General features: G+C 72.4%; 17 protein-coding genes and 1 pseudogene. 3 read left to right on the top strand and 15 right to left on the bottom strand.

Features of this window, described 5'->3' with window-relative positions:
* Positions 1 to 11 precede the first annotated feature (11 nt).
* Complete coding sequence (locus G3I53_RS09710) at positions 12 to 923, bottom strand: winged helix-turn-helix domain-containing protein (RefSeq protein ID WP_164338033.1); 912 nt, start codon at positions 921 to 923, stop codon at positions 12 to 14.
* Between the two features lie 173 nt (positions 924 to 1096).
* Between G3I53_RS09710 and G3I53_RS09715 the strand changes: the two genes are divergently transcribed.
* Positions 1097 to 1282: a hypothetical protein gene (locus G3I53_RS09715; RefSeq protein WP_164338032.1), complete on the top strand. Its 186-nt coding sequence runs from the start codon at positions 1097 to 1099 to the stop codon at positions 1280 to 1282.
* A gap of 175 nt (positions 1283 to 1457) precedes the next feature.
* On the opposite strand, the gene G3I53_RS09720 is transcribed toward G3I53_RS09715, so the two are convergent.
* The 3 genes from G3I53_RS09720 to G3I53_RS09730 form a co-directional block, all read right to left on the bottom strand.
* Entirely contained in the window at positions 1458 to 2714 is a 1257-nt protein-coding gene (locus G3I53_RS09720; RefSeq protein ID WP_164338031.1) for a GNAT family N-acetyltransferase, read from the bottom strand.
* 163 nt (positions 2715 to 2877) lie between these two features.
* On the bottom strand, positions 2878 to 3879 hold the full coding sequence (locus G3I53_RS09725) for an asparaginase (RefSeq protein ID WP_164338030.1): 1002 nt from the start codon (positions 3877 to 3879) through the stop codon (positions 2878 to 2880).
* A gap of 72 nt (positions 3880 to 3951) precedes the next feature.
* Positions 3952 to 4593, bottom strand: a complete 642-nt coding sequence (locus G3I53_RS09730; protein WP_164338029.1) for an aerial mycelium formation protein — start codon at positions 4591 to 4593, stop codon at positions 3952 to 3954.
* A gap of 190 nt (positions 4594 to 4783) precedes the next feature.
* On the opposite strand from G3I53_RS09730, the gene dtd reads away from it, so the two are divergent.
* The gene (dtd, locus tag G3I53_RS09735; protein ID WP_164338028.1) at positions 4784 to 5209 is read left to right on the top strand and encodes a D-aminoacyl-tRNA deacylase; all 426 of its coding nucleotides are present in this window, start codon (positions 4784 to 4786) and stop codon (positions 5207 to 5209) included.
* 61 nt (positions 5210 to 5270) lie between these two features.
* Here the strand turns inward: dtd and G3I53_RS09740 are convergent, their stop codons facing one another.
* The 6 genes from G3I53_RS09740 to G3I53_RS09765 form a co-directional block, all read right to left on the bottom strand.
* Entirely contained in the window at positions 5271 to 6236 is a 966-nt protein-coding gene (locus G3I53_RS09740) for a folate-binding protein YgfZ (protein ID WP_164338027.1), read from the bottom strand.
* A 9-nt stretch (positions 6237 to 6245) separates the two neighbouring features.
* A complete protein-coding gene (locus tag G3I53_RS09745; protein ID WP_164338026.1) occupies positions 6246 to 6683 on the bottom strand; it encodes a transcriptional repressor in 438 nt (145 codons plus the stop codon).
* A 77-nt stretch (positions 6684 to 6760) separates the two neighbouring features.
* The gene (locus G3I53_RS09750) at positions 6761 to 7336 is read right to left on the bottom strand and encodes an FABP family protein (protein ID WP_164338025.1); all 576 of its coding nucleotides are present in this window, start codon (positions 7334 to 7336) and stop codon (positions 6761 to 6763) included.
* A gap of 231 nt (positions 7337 to 7567) precedes the next feature.
* The gene (locus G3I53_RS09755; RefSeq protein ID WP_343240587.1) at positions 7568 to 8629 is read right to left on the bottom strand and encodes a hypothetical protein; all 1062 of its coding nucleotides are present in this window, start codon (positions 8627 to 8629) and stop codon (positions 7568 to 7570) included.
* Positions 8626 to 9471, bottom strand: coding sequence for a hypothetical protein (locus tag G3I53_RS09760; RefSeq protein ID WP_164338911.1), 846 nt, complete (start codon positions 9469 to 9471; stop codon positions 8626 to 8628). The genes G3I53_RS09755 and G3I53_RS09760 overlap by 4 nt, the downstream gene beginning before the upstream one ends.
* Positions 9468 to 10331, bottom strand: a complete 864-nt coding sequence (locus tag G3I53_RS09765; protein ID WP_343240588.1) for a hypothetical protein — start codon at positions 10329 to 10331, stop codon at positions 9468 to 9470. The genes G3I53_RS09760 and G3I53_RS09765 overlap by 4 nt, the downstream gene beginning before the upstream one ends.
* Before the next feature lie 110 nt (positions 10332 to 10441).
* Between G3I53_RS09765 and G3I53_RS09770 the strand changes: the two genes are divergently transcribed.
* Positions 10442 to 10804 (top strand): DsrE family protein, encoded by a 363-nt coding sequence (locus tag G3I53_RS09770; protein WP_164336548.1) that lies wholly within the window; start codon positions 10442 to 10444, stop codon positions 10802 to 10804.
* A 28-nt stretch (positions 10805 to 10832) separates the two neighbouring features.
* On the opposite strand, the gene G3I53_RS09775 is transcribed toward G3I53_RS09770, so the two are convergent.
* From G3I53_RS09775 to G3I53_RS09795, 5 genes and pseudogenes are all read right to left on the bottom strand, one after another.
* The gene (locus G3I53_RS09775; protein ID WP_164336549.1) at positions 10833 to 11093 is read right to left on the bottom strand and encodes a DUF3099 domain-containing protein; all 261 of its coding nucleotides are present in this window, start codon (positions 11091 to 11093) and stop codon (positions 10833 to 10835) included.
* Positions 11094 to 11279: 186 nt separating this feature from the next.
* Positions 11280 to 11567 carry a DUF1416 domain-containing protein gene (locus G3I53_RS09780; protein WP_006348354.1) on the bottom strand — a complete coding sequence of 96 codons (288 nt, stop codon included), beginning with the start codon at positions 11565 to 11567 and terminating at the stop codon, positions 11280 to 11282.
* Positions 11568 to 11611: 44 nt separating this feature from the next.
* On the bottom strand, positions 11612 to 12457 hold the full coding sequence (locus G3I53_RS09785; protein ID WP_164336550.1) for a sulfurtransferase: 846 nt from the start codon (positions 12455 to 12457) through the stop codon (positions 11612 to 11614).
* Between the two features lie 469 nt (positions 12458 to 12926).
* Positions 12927 to 13667, bottom strand: a complete 741-nt coding sequence (locus tag G3I53_RS09790) for a DUF2993 domain-containing protein (RefSeq protein WP_164336551.1) — start codon at positions 13665 to 13667, stop codon at positions 12927 to 12929.
* 181 nt (positions 13668 to 13848) lie between these two features.
* A pseudogene (locus tag G3I53_RS09795) lies at positions 13849 to 14040 on the bottom strand (hypothetical protein); the annotation flags it as partial.

The raw sequence follows: 14040 nt of genomic DNA on the forward strand, positions 1-14040 counted from the left end.
CGTGGGAGACGTCAGCTCGTGAGCACCAGCTCCGAACTGATCGTCTCCCACAGTGCGTTGAACCACAGGTGGGACTGCTCGACGAACGTGGTGTCCCGCGGGCCGGCGCCCTGCGCGAAGGAGAACAGCATCGACCGGATGCCCTGGGCGTCGTACATCTGCAGGCTCTCGTGGTCGATGCGGGTCTCGTGGCGGGACAGGGTGTAGTAGGCGAAGAGCGCCTCCGCCCCGTTCAGCAGGTACAGCTTCACCGGCGGGGTGAACGGCAGGGCCCGGAAGGAGACCCGCACGTCGATGCCGTGGGTGGCCCGCAGGGCGAGCAGGTTGTGCCGCAGCACCTGGCCCTGGGCGTTGCGCTGGGCCAGCCACCGCTCGTGCACCGGGTCGCCGCCGGGGTGGCGCTCGACCGGCACCGGGAAGGCCAGGTCGATGTCCCGGCTGGGCAGCAGCACCCGGACGTCGATCTTGGCCGGTTTCTGCCGCCCGGCGTGGATGCGGCGCAGCGGTTCCCCGATGGCCAGGGTGAGGGAGATCGCGGTCAGGCAGACGGCGTCGATCTCCACGTGCTCCGCCTCGAAGGCCGCCGTGACGCGGGACGCCAGGGCCACGGTGGTGGGCTGGGGCGGTGCCGCCGGGCCGGCCGGGACGGGCGCCGGACCTGCGGCGACGGTCGCCGGGGCGCCCTTGGAGACGTTGGCGAGCAGGTGCTCGGACTGCAGGATGCGCAGCGCACGGCGCACGACGCCGCGCTCCACACCGAACTCGCCGGCCAACTGGGCCTGGGTGGGCATGCGGTCGCCCGGTCGCAGCGCTCCGGTCCTGATCCGGTCGCGCAACGCGTCGGCCACCTCGCGATGTGTCCTCCGTGGCCGCTGTGACCTCTTCCGTCCTGCGACGGAGACGTGTTCCGGCTCCACAACCAAACCCTACAACTTCTCGCCATCTTTGGGCAGTTCAGGCAACGGTGGTTATGAGTCGACCACAAGTGGAGATAACTCAGAACAAGTTGGTGACCAACTTGAGCAACATGGTCGACGCAACGAGGGGTTGGCCACCAGGGTGACGGTTGGGGACCACGACGCCAAGGGGGACCGCCATGCCGCTCATCGCCCTCGTCCTCGCCGCCCTGGCCGTGGGGTTCGAAGAGGTCCTGCAAGGGAAGTTCGGGCCGATGGGGGTCATCGCCTTCGTCGCCCTCACCGTGGGCATCAAGGCGAAGAACAACCTGATCAGCGGCATCGGCGCGGTCATCCTCGTGATGCTGCTCGCCCAGCCCGGCTGAGCGGGCGTCCCCGGCCGGACCGCTGACCGGGCCCCCTTCCGGAGGGGAGCCGGGAGCCCCGTCAGCAGGTACCGCCCGCACCACCACAACCACAACTGAACAGCTCGCTACGGATGAGCGCCCACCTGTCACCGGCGGAAGGAGGACAGCACCCGGAGCGCGACCGCGACAGCGCTCAGAACAGGTCCGGGCACCACGGTCGCCGGGACGTACGCAGCAGGGCGTCGGCCTCACGGGCGGCGCCCGCTCGTTCTTCCCGGACCCGGCCGAGCGCCGCCAGCCGCACCGCCGACTCGTCCCCCAGCCAGAGCGTCGCCAACTCGGCCACGCCCAGCGTGAGATCGGCCCGCCCGGTGGTCTCCTCGCACCGGCCGGTCCCGTCCGCGGACGCCTCCAGCCGGTACCGGCCGCCGGTCAGCCCGCTGCCGTCCGTCACCTCCAGCACCAGCGCGCCCGCGGCCTGGTACGTCCGCGCCTCCAGTGCCCGGACGACGTCCAGGACGCGCACCCACAACCAGTCCGCCTGGGTGGTGACCGCGGCCGCCCGCGGGTCGGGCAGGAACTGCGGGAGCAGGTCGTCGGGGGCCCGCCAGCCGCTCCTGACCCGCACCACCCAGTCGATCGAGCACAGGTACCGCCACAGCGCCCGCTCGGCGGCCGGGCTCACGGCGAGCAGCCACTTCACCGTCGCCGTGTTCAACGGCTGCTTGGCGTCGCCCCAGGTGTCGTCCGCGCGGTAGGAGACCATCCCCTGCACCTCGCCGTCCGCCGCCCGGTACACGGCGAAGTACGGCTCGTCCCAGGAGGCGTGGAAGCGGACGGCGCCGGTGGCCAGCTGCCACCACAGGTCGTCGCGGCTCACCGCGCCCGGCTGGTTCCGCCGCAGCCGCTCGTGCAGCTCCGGGCCCAGCTTGCGGACGTCCGCACCGTCCACCAGGTCGATCCGGCCGCCGTCCTCGGGGCCCGCCCAGCGCGGGTCCAGGCCGCTGCGCGGCACGTCGACCGTCCACTCGGTGGCCGACGTCGCGGGACCGAAGCCGTACCGGCCGTAGATCGGGTACTCGGCGGCGATCAGGGTCGCGACCACGTCCCCGCGCTCCTTCGCGGCGGCCAGGTCCTGCGCCATCATCCGGCTGAGGAGGCCGCGCCGGCGGTGGGTGGCGGTCACGGTGACGTTGGAGACGGCGTCGGCGGGCACCGCCGCGCCGCCGACCGCGGTGAGCTCCTGCGGGAAGGACCGGAGGGTCGCCACGCAGCGCCCGTCGTCGAACGCCCCCAGCGAGCGGCCGGGCCGGAACTGCAGGCGGCGCGCCTCCAGGACGTCGTCGGACGAGGTGGGCTCGCGCAGGAAGCCGGTGTTGAGCGCCCGGTTCCAGTCCGGGAACTCGGGCTCGGTGATCGGGCGTACGTCGATGGCGGAGCGGGACGTCATGCGCCCCACGGTAGGGGCGCCGGGGAAACGCTGTCGTGGCATTTTCCGGGCGCCCGCCGGGTGCCGGCCGTGCGCCCGCCGGGTGCCCACCGTGACGCCCGTGCGCGCGCGGCCTGCGCCCGGCCTGTCGTTCCCGTGCGCCCGATCAACGGCCTCCGAGGACTCAGAAGACCGCCCGGACCTCCCCCACCACCTCCGCGCCCCCGGTCAGCGGCGCGGCGCCGATCCGGTCGACCACCGGGCCGTCCACGCCCATCAACCGCAGGGCCCGGGCCAGGACCGGGCCCAGGGCGCGCAGGGAGCCGTCCTCCACCTTGAAGGCCAGGGCCCGGCCGTCCGGCAGGGCGACCGCCTGGACGGCCTCCGCGCCCATCTTGGACAGGGCACCGGGAACGGCCCGCATCAGCCAGGTGTCGGCCCGGCGGGTCCCGGCGACGTACTCGGGGTGGGCCCGCATCGCGTCGGCGACCCGGCGTTCGGGCGTGCCGGGAGCGGCCAGGACGAAGGAGCGGTAGGCGCGGGCCAGGCCGGTGAGGCCGATGGCGAGCAGCGGGGCACCGCAGCCGTCGGTGCCGGTCGCCGCCACCGGTTCGCCCGCCGCTTCCTCCACGCCCTGGTGGATGAGCCGCTGGAGCGGGTGGTCCGGGTCGAGGTAGCCCTCCAGCGGCCAGCCGTTGCGCGCGCAGGCCGCCAGCATCGCGGTGTGCTTGCCGGAGCAGTTCATGGTCACCCGGTCCCGTACGCCTCTGGCCGCCAGGTACGTCTCCCGCTCCTCGGCGTCCAGCGGCAGGTCGGGCGGGCAGGCCAGCTGTTCCGCGGTCAGCCCGTGCTCGGCGAGCATCTTGCGGACCAGATCCCGGTGAAAGGTTTCTCCGGAGTGGCTGGCGGCGGCGAGCGCCAGCCGCTCACCCGACAGGTCCAGGCCCGCCCGCAGCACCCCGGCCGCCTGCATCGGCTTGTTGCTGGAGCGCGGGAAGACGGGCGCCGTCACCTCGCCCAGCGCCAGCTCCACGGCCCCGTCGGCGCCGAGCAGGACCAGGCTCCCCCGGTGCCGCCCCTCGACGAAGCCGGAGCGCACCACCTCCGCCAGCACCGGCGGTGCCGGGGAGGGCGTGGACGAGGGCGTCGACGAGGGCGAGCGGGGCGAGGGGGACGGTGCGGGCATCGGCGGTGGCCTTCCGGGCGCGGGACGACCCGCGCACCGCGAGGGCCCGGGATCACCGGGCCTGCCTTCGCGTCACACGAGCAGGTCGTCGACTTGAGCTTCTCCCTCACGGTACCTGCGGGCGATTTCCGCGCTGCACCCGTCGGCCGTCCGCTGCAGGCGCTGCCGCCGTCCGGACACCTGCTGCTCGTAGCGCACCAGCCGGCCCATCGCCGCGTGCAGCTCGCCGTCGGTGCGGGCCCCGAGGTCGGACAGCTCCACCTCGGCGAGCATCTCGGCCGCCAGCCGCCCGTACTCCTCGCTCTGCGGGGTGCTCAGGGTGACGTGGCGGGCGGAGGAGCGGTGCCGGGTCGGCGCGTCCCGCAGGATCTCCGGGAGCCGCTCCACCACGGAAGCCGGAGGCATCCGGGGCGGTGCGGTGCCGGCCGCGGCCGCCGCGGGGGTGCGGCGCGAGAGTTCCGCGTGCAGGATGTCGATCCGCCCCTGGAGCAGCCGCCGTACGTAACTGAGGTCGGCCTCGTCGCGCTGCGCGTCCCGGCGCAGGGTGCGCAGCTCGGGCAGGCTCAGTGCGGTCAGGTCGTGCTCGGGCTGGTTCTCGGGCATCACAGGGCTGTCCGTTCGCTGCATGGGCGGCCGGTGGAACTGCGGTTCCCCGGCCCCCGCGTGGGTCGGCGCGCCGGCCCCGACCGGATGCCCGGTCCCTCGTGTGCTCATGTGCCTCTACCGTCCCCTCGACCGGCGTGTGCCAAGCATCGTGCCACCCCTCACGGCCGCTGCGTGACCGAGTGCTCCCGATCAGCCCCAGATGGGGGGTTAAGGAGTAAAAATAGCCCGACCGGGGAGCCCCGCGGACCGCGTCCGAGGGCCGGTCGGGGGGCGGTCCGGCACCCGGCATCATGGTCGTATGCGTGCAGTGGTGCAGAGGGTGGACGGCGCGAGCGTCGTCGTGGACGGCGAGACGGTGGGGGCCATCGAGGGCGAGGGCCTGTGCGTCCTGGTCGGGGTGACCCACGAGGACACCAAGGAGAAGGCGGCGCAGCTCGCCCGCAAGCTGTGGTCGATCCGGATGCTGCAGGACGAGCGGTCGTGCAGCGACATCGACGCCCCGCTCCTGGTGATCAGCCAGTTCACCCTTTACGGCGACGCCCGCAAGGGCCGCCGCCCCACCTGGAACGCCGCCGCGCCCGGTGACGTGGCCGAGCCGCTGGTCGACGAGGTGGTGGCGCAGCTGCGCGCCCTGGGCGCGACGGTGGCCACGGGCCGCTTCGGGGCGCGGATGCGGGTGTCGCTGACCAACGACGGCCCGTTCACCGTCCTGCTGGAGATCTGAGCCCGCCGGGACACCTCCCCGGGGGGCCGGAACGGTCCCGCGCGGGGCGGGACCGGTGTGCTCAGGGCTCGACCACGGTCTCCTGGGCCGCGGCCGTGTCCCCGGCCAGCAGCCGCGCGTCGACCGGCACATTGCGCTTGATCAGCGCGAGCGCGACCGGCCCCAGCTCGTGGTGGCGCACGGACGTCGTGACGAAGCCGATCCGGCGGCCCTCGGGGCCGTCGTCCGCGACGCGGATGTCGGTGCCCGGCGTCGGCAGGTGGACCTCGCTGCCGTCCAGGTGCAGGAAGACCATCCGGCGGGGCGGCTTGCCGAGGTTCTGCACCCGGGCGACGGTCTCCTGGCCGCGGTAGCAGCCCTTCTCCAGGTGCACCGCGCCGCCGATCCAGCCCAGCTCGTGCGGGATGGTGCGGTGGTCGGTCTCGAAGCCGAGCCGGGGGCGGTGCTGCTCCACGCGCAGCGCCTCGTGGGCGAGGATCCCGGCGGGCGGCCCGGCCTGCTCGGCGAACCGCTCCAGGTCGGCCCTGGGCAGGAAGACGTCGCGGCCGTACGGGGTCTCCCGCACGACGGTGCCCTCGGGCACCTCGGTGATGGAACCGGCCGGCAGACTCACCACCGCGTAGTCGGCGGTGCGGTCGGCGACCTCGACCCGGTAGAAGAACTTCATCGACTCCAGGTAGCCGATCAGGGCCTCCTGGGTGCCGGGCTCGACGTGGGCCCAGACGGTCTCGCCGTCGTCGACCAGGTACAGGACGTGCTCGATGTGGCCGTTGGCGGAGAGGATCAGCGCCTCGGTGGCCCGGTGCGGCGGAAGCTCGCTGACGTGCTGGGTGAGCAGCAGGTGCAGCCAGCTGAGCCGTTCCGCCCCGGAGACGGTCACGACCCCGCGGTGGGACAGGTCGACGAAACCGGTGCCGTCGGCGAGGGCGCGCTGTTCGCGGAACAGGTCGCCGTAGTGGGCGGCCACGCCTTCGTCCACGCCTTCGGCGGGGACGGCGCCCGGCAGGGTCAGCAGGGGGCTCTTCATGCCTCTAGCCTACGACTCGGTAGTTGAAGCCTTCAGGGTGCAGGTCTCGCAGCGTCCGAAGATCGCGAAGTGCTTCAGATCGGTGTCGAAGCCGAAGGTCTCCCGCAGTTTGGCGGTGAACTCCGCGGCCACCTCCACGTCCGCCTCGATGACGTCCGTGCAGTCGCGGCACACCAGGTGGAGATGGTGGTGCCGGTCGGCGAGGTGGTAGGTCGGGGCGCCGTGCCCGAGGTGGGCGTGGCTGACCAGGCCGAGCTCCTCCAAAAGCTCCAGCGTGCGGTAGACGGTGGAGATGTTCACCCCCGACGCGGTCTTGCGCACCTCGACGAGGATGTCGTCGGGGGTCGCGTGCTCCAGGGTGTCCACGGCTTCGAGCACGAGTTGGCGCTGCGGCGTCAGCCGGTAGCCGCGCTGCCTGAGGTCGCTCTTCCAGTCGGTGCTCACCACGGTGACGAGTCTAGAGCGGGCCCGGCCGGTTCGGGCCGGGCCTGCGGGAAGGCGGGGAGAACCGGCCGGAGCCGGGTCTACTTGAAGAAGGCGATGCCGTCGTCCGGCATGTCGTCGGGCAGGGCCTTGGCCCAGCGCTCGACCTCCTCCGGGGTGACGACCTTCTTCAGGTGCGCCGACATGTAGGGGCGCAGCTCGACCTCGGGGGTCTGCTTCTCGCCGACCCACATCAGGTCGCTCTTGACGTACCCGTACAGCCGCTTGCCGCCGGTGTAGGGGCGGGCGGCGGGCGTGCGCGCCACCGCGTCCGTGACCAGGTCGATCTGCGGCTTCTGGTCGGCCAGCTCGCCGTACCAGATCTCGATGACGCCGTCGTCGCGGGTCATCGTCACCTCGACCTTGCGGCCGGAGTCGATCCGCCAGAAGCCGTGCTCGGACTCCAGCGGCCGCACCTTGTTGCCGTCGCCGTCCAGCACCCAGGTGTGGGAGGAGTACTCCAGGAAGTCCCGGCCGTCGTGGGTGAAGCTGACCTCCTGCCCGAAGTTGCACTTCTCGGCGCCGGGGAAGTCGTGCACGCCCGCACCCGCCCAGTTGCCCAGCAGGAAGGCGAGCGGGACGAGGTCCTTGTGGAGGTCGGACGGGATCTCGATCATGAGAGGCAGTTCCTGGACGTGGTCGGGCAGGTCAGCGCTGGCCCTGGTACAGCTTCTTCACGGTCAGCCCGGCGAAGGCGAGTACGCCGACGGCGACCAGGACCAGCAGGGCTTCGAAGAAGATAACCACGGGGTGCTCCTTGAGCGGGGGGTGCGGTTGTGCACAGGACCGGGCCCCAGCTTACGCGGCCGGGGCCCGGTCCTTCGTGTGAGGTCTCCCCTCCCGGCCGGTCAGCTCAGCAGCTGGCTCTGCAGCGTCACCGTCTGCTGGAAGGGCAGCGCCGCCGCGGTGCCCTTGCGGGACTGGACGATCAGGGCGACGACGTCCCCGGAGCGGACGTACGCCTGCCGCACGTGTTCCGCGCCGCGCGGCTTCACCTCGTCGTAGGAGTAGCGGGACACCCCGCGGGGATCCGCGGCCGAGGGGTGGTCGTCGTCGTACTGGACGTGCTCCGCGCCGGTGAGGGCGTACGAGGGCGACCCGTAGGCGACGAACTTCCCGAAGACCGCGTCGCCCACCTCGGCCGTGGCGAACCGCAGGAGGTAGATGCGGGTACGGGTGCCGTCCCCGGTCGTCCAGCCGCGCGCCGCCGCGTGCCGCAGGCCGTGGTCGGTCATCAGCTGCCCGGCCTCGGTCCGGTCCTTCTTCTCCGCGAACACGGCGGTAAAGTCCTCGGTGGACAGCCAGCCGTCCTTGCCGCGCAGCGCCTTGTCCTCCGTGGCCCCCGCGGGCGCGGGCAGCAGCAGGGCCCTCAGGTCGGCCGCGTGGCCGCTCGCCGGGTCCTCGGAGTCGTACGGGCGGGCGCCGGCGGGCAGGGGCGGCTTGGTGATCCGCGGGTAGTCCCAGCGGCCGTCGGACTCGGTGGCGAGGCCGGGGACGTCCGTGCGCTCCATACGCGTGATCCCGTACGCGGTCCCCGCGCCGAGCGCGGCGAACACGGTCACCACGGCGGTCCAGCGCAGGGCCGCCCGCAGCCGGCGCCGGTCCCGGAACGGGACGCGTGCGGGAGCGGCAGCCGGGGCCGCCGGGACGTCGGCGGCACCCGGCGGAACGGCCCCGGCCGCCTCGGGCGTCGCAGGTGCCTCAGGTGCCTCAGGCGCCTCAGGTGCCTCAGGCGTGTCGGGCGTCTCGGGCACCTCAGCCGCGTCCGCAGCCGGCGCCTGGTCAGCGGCCTCCACGGCCTCCGCCGGAGCCACGGCCTCCGCCGACTCGACTGCCTCCGCCGGCTCCACGGCCTCCGCCGGGTCCGTCGTCCGGTCGGCCGGATCCGTCGTCTGTGCGTGCTCGGTCATACGGCCAGCCCCGGGGTGTCGATGCGGTCCAGTTGTGCGGTGAAGAACGCCGTGACGCCCCGCCGGTCGATGGGCCCGGGCGTGTCCACGACGACGTTGACCAGGACGTCCCCCACGTGCCCCACGCAGAACGCGCCCTCCAGCCCGTCCTTCTTCGCCTTCGGGGACAGGAAGCACCGGGCGTCCTTGTGGCCCTTGATCTTCGGGCCCTTGCGGAAGACGTCGGCGGCGGACAGGAACCGCTGGGCGGAGTCGGCCATGTCCCGCACCGCGCTCCGGTTGCCCATCTGCTGGAGGGTGACCTCGGCCGTGAAGCCGTTGTCCTCCTCGTCGCGGGCGGGGACGGCGTAGCTCCGCAGGGCCATGCCCTTGATGTCCTGCTTCTCGACCAGCTTCTCCAGCTCGCGCTGGACGCGGCCGGGCAGGCCCTTGAGGGACTCCTTGCGCAGGGCCGTGGCCCTGGCGCCGCTGAGCTCGGTGTCGTGACCGAAGTCCCGCACGTCCGGGCCCGGGGAACGGCCCTCCTTCTCGTAGGGCAGGAGCATGGCGCTCAGGCCCTTCGGCTTCTCCGCCGCCGTCCCCGCGCCGTTCTGCTGCTTCCCCTTCTTCGCGGCCGGGAGCTTCCAGACCGGCTTGCCGGGGCTGCGGTCGGCGTCCTGGACGGTGATCACCGTGAAGCCGATGCCGCCGGCCAGCGCACAGGCCAGCAGAACCGATCCGCCCGCGATGGCGGCCCGGCGGCTGCGCGCCCTGCGGGCCACCCGGGCGGTGAGTCCGTCGGCGGCGGGCTCCGCCACGGTCCCCTCGATGACCTCGGGGGTGTTCTCGGATGGCTCGGTCACAGCTTGCCCACCTGTCGCTTCGCCAGGTCCATGATCTTCGACTTGGGGATCGGTCCGCTGTCGTGGACGAAGATCTCGACGTAGACGTCTCCGCGCCAGGCGTGCGCCTCGGCGGTGTACAGCGGGAGGTACCCCGGCTTCCGGTCGGGGGTGTCGTGGACGTACACCGTGCCGGCGTGCTCCCCGGTGCCGGGGATGGGCCAACTGCGGGTGTCCTTCTCGCGGTTGGCCCAGTAGACGCCGTTGTCCGCCCACAGGGACGCGCCCAGGGTGTCCACCTGGCGGAACTGCGTCAGGTTGATGTAGACGCCGCCGTTCTCGCCGAACCGCCAGGACGTCGTCGCGGAGCGGCGGAAACCGTCGGCGAGCAGGTTGGCGAAGGTGTCGGACGGCCCGTTGTACCGGCCCGCGTACGCCGAGAGGCCCATCCAGCCGTCACGGCCCGGAGGATCCTCGACGTCCCTGGCCTTCTTCGGCCGGTCGATCAGGAACTCACGCAGGTCGCCGTCCAGCCGGATCTGACGGTCCTGGGACGCCGGCAGCGGCTCCGCCTCGCCCTTCGCCCGCGGGACGACGGGCTGGGACAGCGGTGGCAGCTCGGTGGGCGGCCGTTCGGCCTGGATCAGGTACCCGGTGCAGGTGCCGGCGACCACGCCCAGCACGGCGGCCGCCGCGATCATCAGCGTGGTCCGGCCGCGGGGCCGCCGGGCCGCCCCCGCGCCGTCGCCCGGCTCGGCCGCGTCCGCGTCCACGGGCCCGGACTCCTGGTGCTCCCCGGCGAGTTCGATCTCCCCGATCTCGCCCACCGCGCCCGTCACCGGGCCGGATCCGGCCTTGTCGGGTCTATCGGCGTCTTCCACACAGTCCCCCTCAGAACGTTCAGAACGTGAAGGGCGCGTTCCGTATCGCGCCCCCCAGGAGACTCCTACGTCACACCGGTAGTTGTAGGCGGGGTGATTACGATTCAGCCATGGCGAAGAAGCTCGTGATCAAGGTGACAGCGGGGGCCGATGCCCCCGAACGCTGCTCGCAGGCCTTCACGGTGGCGGCGGTGGCCGTGGCCAGCGGGGTGGAGGTGTCGCTGTGGCTGACCGGGGAGTCCGCGTGGTTCGCGCTCCCGGGCCGGGCCGCCGAGTTCGAGCTGCCGCACGCCGCCCCGCTGCCCGACCTGCTCGACTCGCTCCTGGCGGGCGGCCGCGTGACCCTGTGCACGCAGTGCGCGGCCCGGCGCGACATCACGGAGAAGGACGTTTTGGAGGGTGTCCGCATCGCGGGCGCGCAGGTGTTCGTGCAGGAGGCCCTGGCCGACGGCACCCAGGCGCTCGTCTACTGAGACGCCCGCCCACCCACCGGGCGGCGCCTCACCGGGGCCGCTTCTTGCCGTCGAGCTCGTCCCACCACTCGTCCGACTGCGGGTCGCCCGAGGGGTCGTCCCACCAGCGGTCGTCCGGGCCGCGCCGGTTGGCGATCATCGCGGCGACCGGCGGGATGACCATGGCGACGACGCACATGCCCACGGCGACCGGCACCGACCAGAGCCGCACGACGGCCCAGGCCAGGACGAAGAGCGCGATGCACGTGCCCATCAGGGCGAAGTAGACGTGCCGCCTGCGCGCGTACATGTTTCCAGCGTAGGTCCGATCGGCCCGCCCGGCGCAGGGCGGGCGGGCCGATCGGGCAGCGCCCAGCGGGGCGTCCGGGCATGCCGAAGGGCCGCACCCCGGGTGTCCAACCCGTGGGATGCGGCCCTTCAGCCGTCACGTGCCCCGAGGAACGCGGCCGGGCGGCCGGGCTCCCGCCGGAGGCCGTCAGACCGCGATCGCGACCTCGGCCAGACCGCCCTGCTGGGCGACGACCGTGCGGTCGGCGGTGCCGCCGGGCACCAGCGCACGGAGGGTCCAGGTGCCCTCGGCCGCGTAGAAGCGGAACTGACCGGTGGCGGAGGTCGGCACCTCCGCGGTGAACTCGCCGGTCGAGTCCAGCAGACGGACGTAGCCCGTCACCGGCTCGCCGTCGCGGGTCACCTGGCCCTGGATGGTGGTCTCACCGGGCTTGATCGTCGAGGCGTCCGGGCCGCCGGCCTTCGCACCGCACATGTGTCAACTCCTGAAGGGGTCTGGAGAGGTCGGTCGGGTGGGACTTACTTGGCGGGGCCGAGCTCGATCGGCACGCCGACCAGGGAGCCGTACTCGGTCCAGGAGCCGTCGTAGTTCTTGACGTTCTCCACGCCGAGCAGCTCGTGCAGCACGAACCAGGACAGCGCGGAGCGCTCACCGATGCGGCACAGGGCGATGGTGTCCTTGGCGAGGTCGACCTGCTCGTCCTCGTAGAGCTTCTTCAGCTCCTCGTCGGACTTGAAGGTGCCGTCGTCGTTGGCGTTCTTGGACCACGGGATGTTGCGCGAGCTCGGCACGTGGCCGGGGCGCTGCGACTGCTCCTGCGGCAGGTGGGCCGGGGCGAGCAGCTTGCCGGAGAACTCGTCGGGCGAGCGCACGTCGACGATGTTCTTCTTGCCGATCGCGTCCACGACCTCGTCGCGGAAGGCGCGGATCGACGTGTCCTGCGGCTTGGCCTTGTAGTCGGTCTTCGGGCGCTCGGGCACCTCGTCACCGGGGACCAGCTCGCGGGCGTCCAGCTCCCACTTCTTGCGGCCGCCGTCGAGCAGCTTGACGTTCTCGTGGCCGTACAGCTTGAAGTACCAGTACGCGTACGCGGCGAACCAGTTGTTGTTGCCGCCGTAGAGGACGACGGTGTGGTCGTTGGCGATGCCCTTGTCGGACAGGAGCTTCTCGAAGCCCTCCTGGTCGACGAAGTCACGGCGGACCGGGTCCTGCAGGTCCTGGGTCCAGTCGATCCGGATGGCGTTCTTGATGTGGTTCTTCTCGTAGGCGGACGTGTCCTCGTCCACCTCGACGATGGCGATGCTGGGGTCGTCCAGGTGCTCCTGGAGCCAGTCGGCGTCGACCAGGACGTCGCTGCGGCTCATGCTTTTCTCCTCCGGGGCAGTTGCGGCGGGGCGTGCGGGGTGAGGCAGGGCGCACGGCGGTACGGGCGCCGGGCGCGGGGGTGCCCTTCAGCAGGGCGAGGGGGAACGCGGACGTCGACGACGACGTCGGCTCAGAACGGGCGACAGAGCATGGCGGCGACACGGCACAGGTCTACTGCCCGCCGCTTCGTGAGATCCGCCTGTCGCTTCATGGCCCCGATGGTAGGGAGAGCAGGGTGTGCGTGTCACCGGCGTGTCGCATGATGAGACACGATCGTCCGCATAGTGGGATCAGGGAGGGCTCCGGGGCCATTTCCGGCCGGTTCCGGGCCCCCCGCGGCCGGATGTGGCCGGTGTCACCTTCACTCGGCGGACGCCGTCGTCTCGCCAGTCGGACGGACGTGAACGGGCCCCCCGCGGATGCGGAGGGCCGCCGTCGTCGAAGGGGCCGAAGCGGCCCTCTGCCTGCCTACCCGGCCAGGCGGACGTCCGAACCCTCCACCGTGATGCCCACGCCGGCCTTCGACGCCTCGACCTTGTCGAGCCGGATCCCGCCCGGCAGACCCTCGATCTTCTGCTCGAAGTCGGTGATCTGCCGGACCCGGGACTCGGCGATCGTCATCCCGCCGAACTTGGGCAGCGCGTCCGCCTTGACGCGCACGGTGTGGCCGTCCACCACGGTGACGGAGCTGAGCACGAACACCGGCTCGGGCAGCTTGGTCCCGAGCACCGTGGCCTCCACCTCGACCTTGATCTTGCCGTTGCCGCCGTCCGACAGCCCGACCACGTTCGCGGTCACGCCGGGGGCCACCCGCTGGGGCTCCGACCGGGCGGTCTTGAGCAGTTCGTCGTAGGCGACGGTCGCGGTGCCCGTGGCGGTCGCGGCGGTGGCGGAGGAGAAGTTGCCGGAGAACTCGACGCCCTTCATGTCGGCGTGCAGATCGGCGATGCGGATCTTCTGTCCGCCGTCCCCGGTGGTGGCCTCGTAGTCCTGGATGCCGACCTCGATGTCGTCGAGGGTGCCGCCGGCGACCTGGGTGAGGAAGGGGAAGCCCTTGATGGACACGTCGGGCGTGGAGGTGAGGTTCTCGGTGGCCTTCAGCCGGTCCGCGGCCTCGCCCTCGGCGAAGTTCACCGCGACGCGGTCCACGATGACGAAGAGCCCGCCGAGTATCACGACGACGACGAGCAGTATTCGCAGTGCGCGCATGCGGTGTTTCCCCCACCTAGGCGTGTCCGACGGCATTCCCCGACGACCGGGAGGCCGTCCAGCGCGAGCGTAACCCGCACGGGAGTGCCCTCCCGGGAATTGTGGATCACCTGTGACGCACGGGACCGCAGCCGCGCCCCGTCCCGCCCCGGGACGGAAGGCGCGGCGCGAAGGCTGCGGGTCAGGCGAACACGCGGCCCAGGACGTACACCGCGGGGGCCGCGGCGGCCAGGGGCAGGGCCACGCCCGCCGTGAAGTGGACGAAGCGGGACGGGTAGTCGTAGCTCGCGGCCCGGTGGCCGATCAGGGCGCAGGCCGCGACCCCGGCGCCGAGCAGCGCGCCCGAGGCACCCGGTCCGGCCGCCGCGCCCAG

It is taken from the genome of Streptomyces sp. SID14436, from assembly GCF_010548465.1.
Classification (GTDB): domain Bacteria; phylum Actinomycetota; class Actinomycetes; order Streptomycetales; family Streptomycetaceae; genus Streptomyces.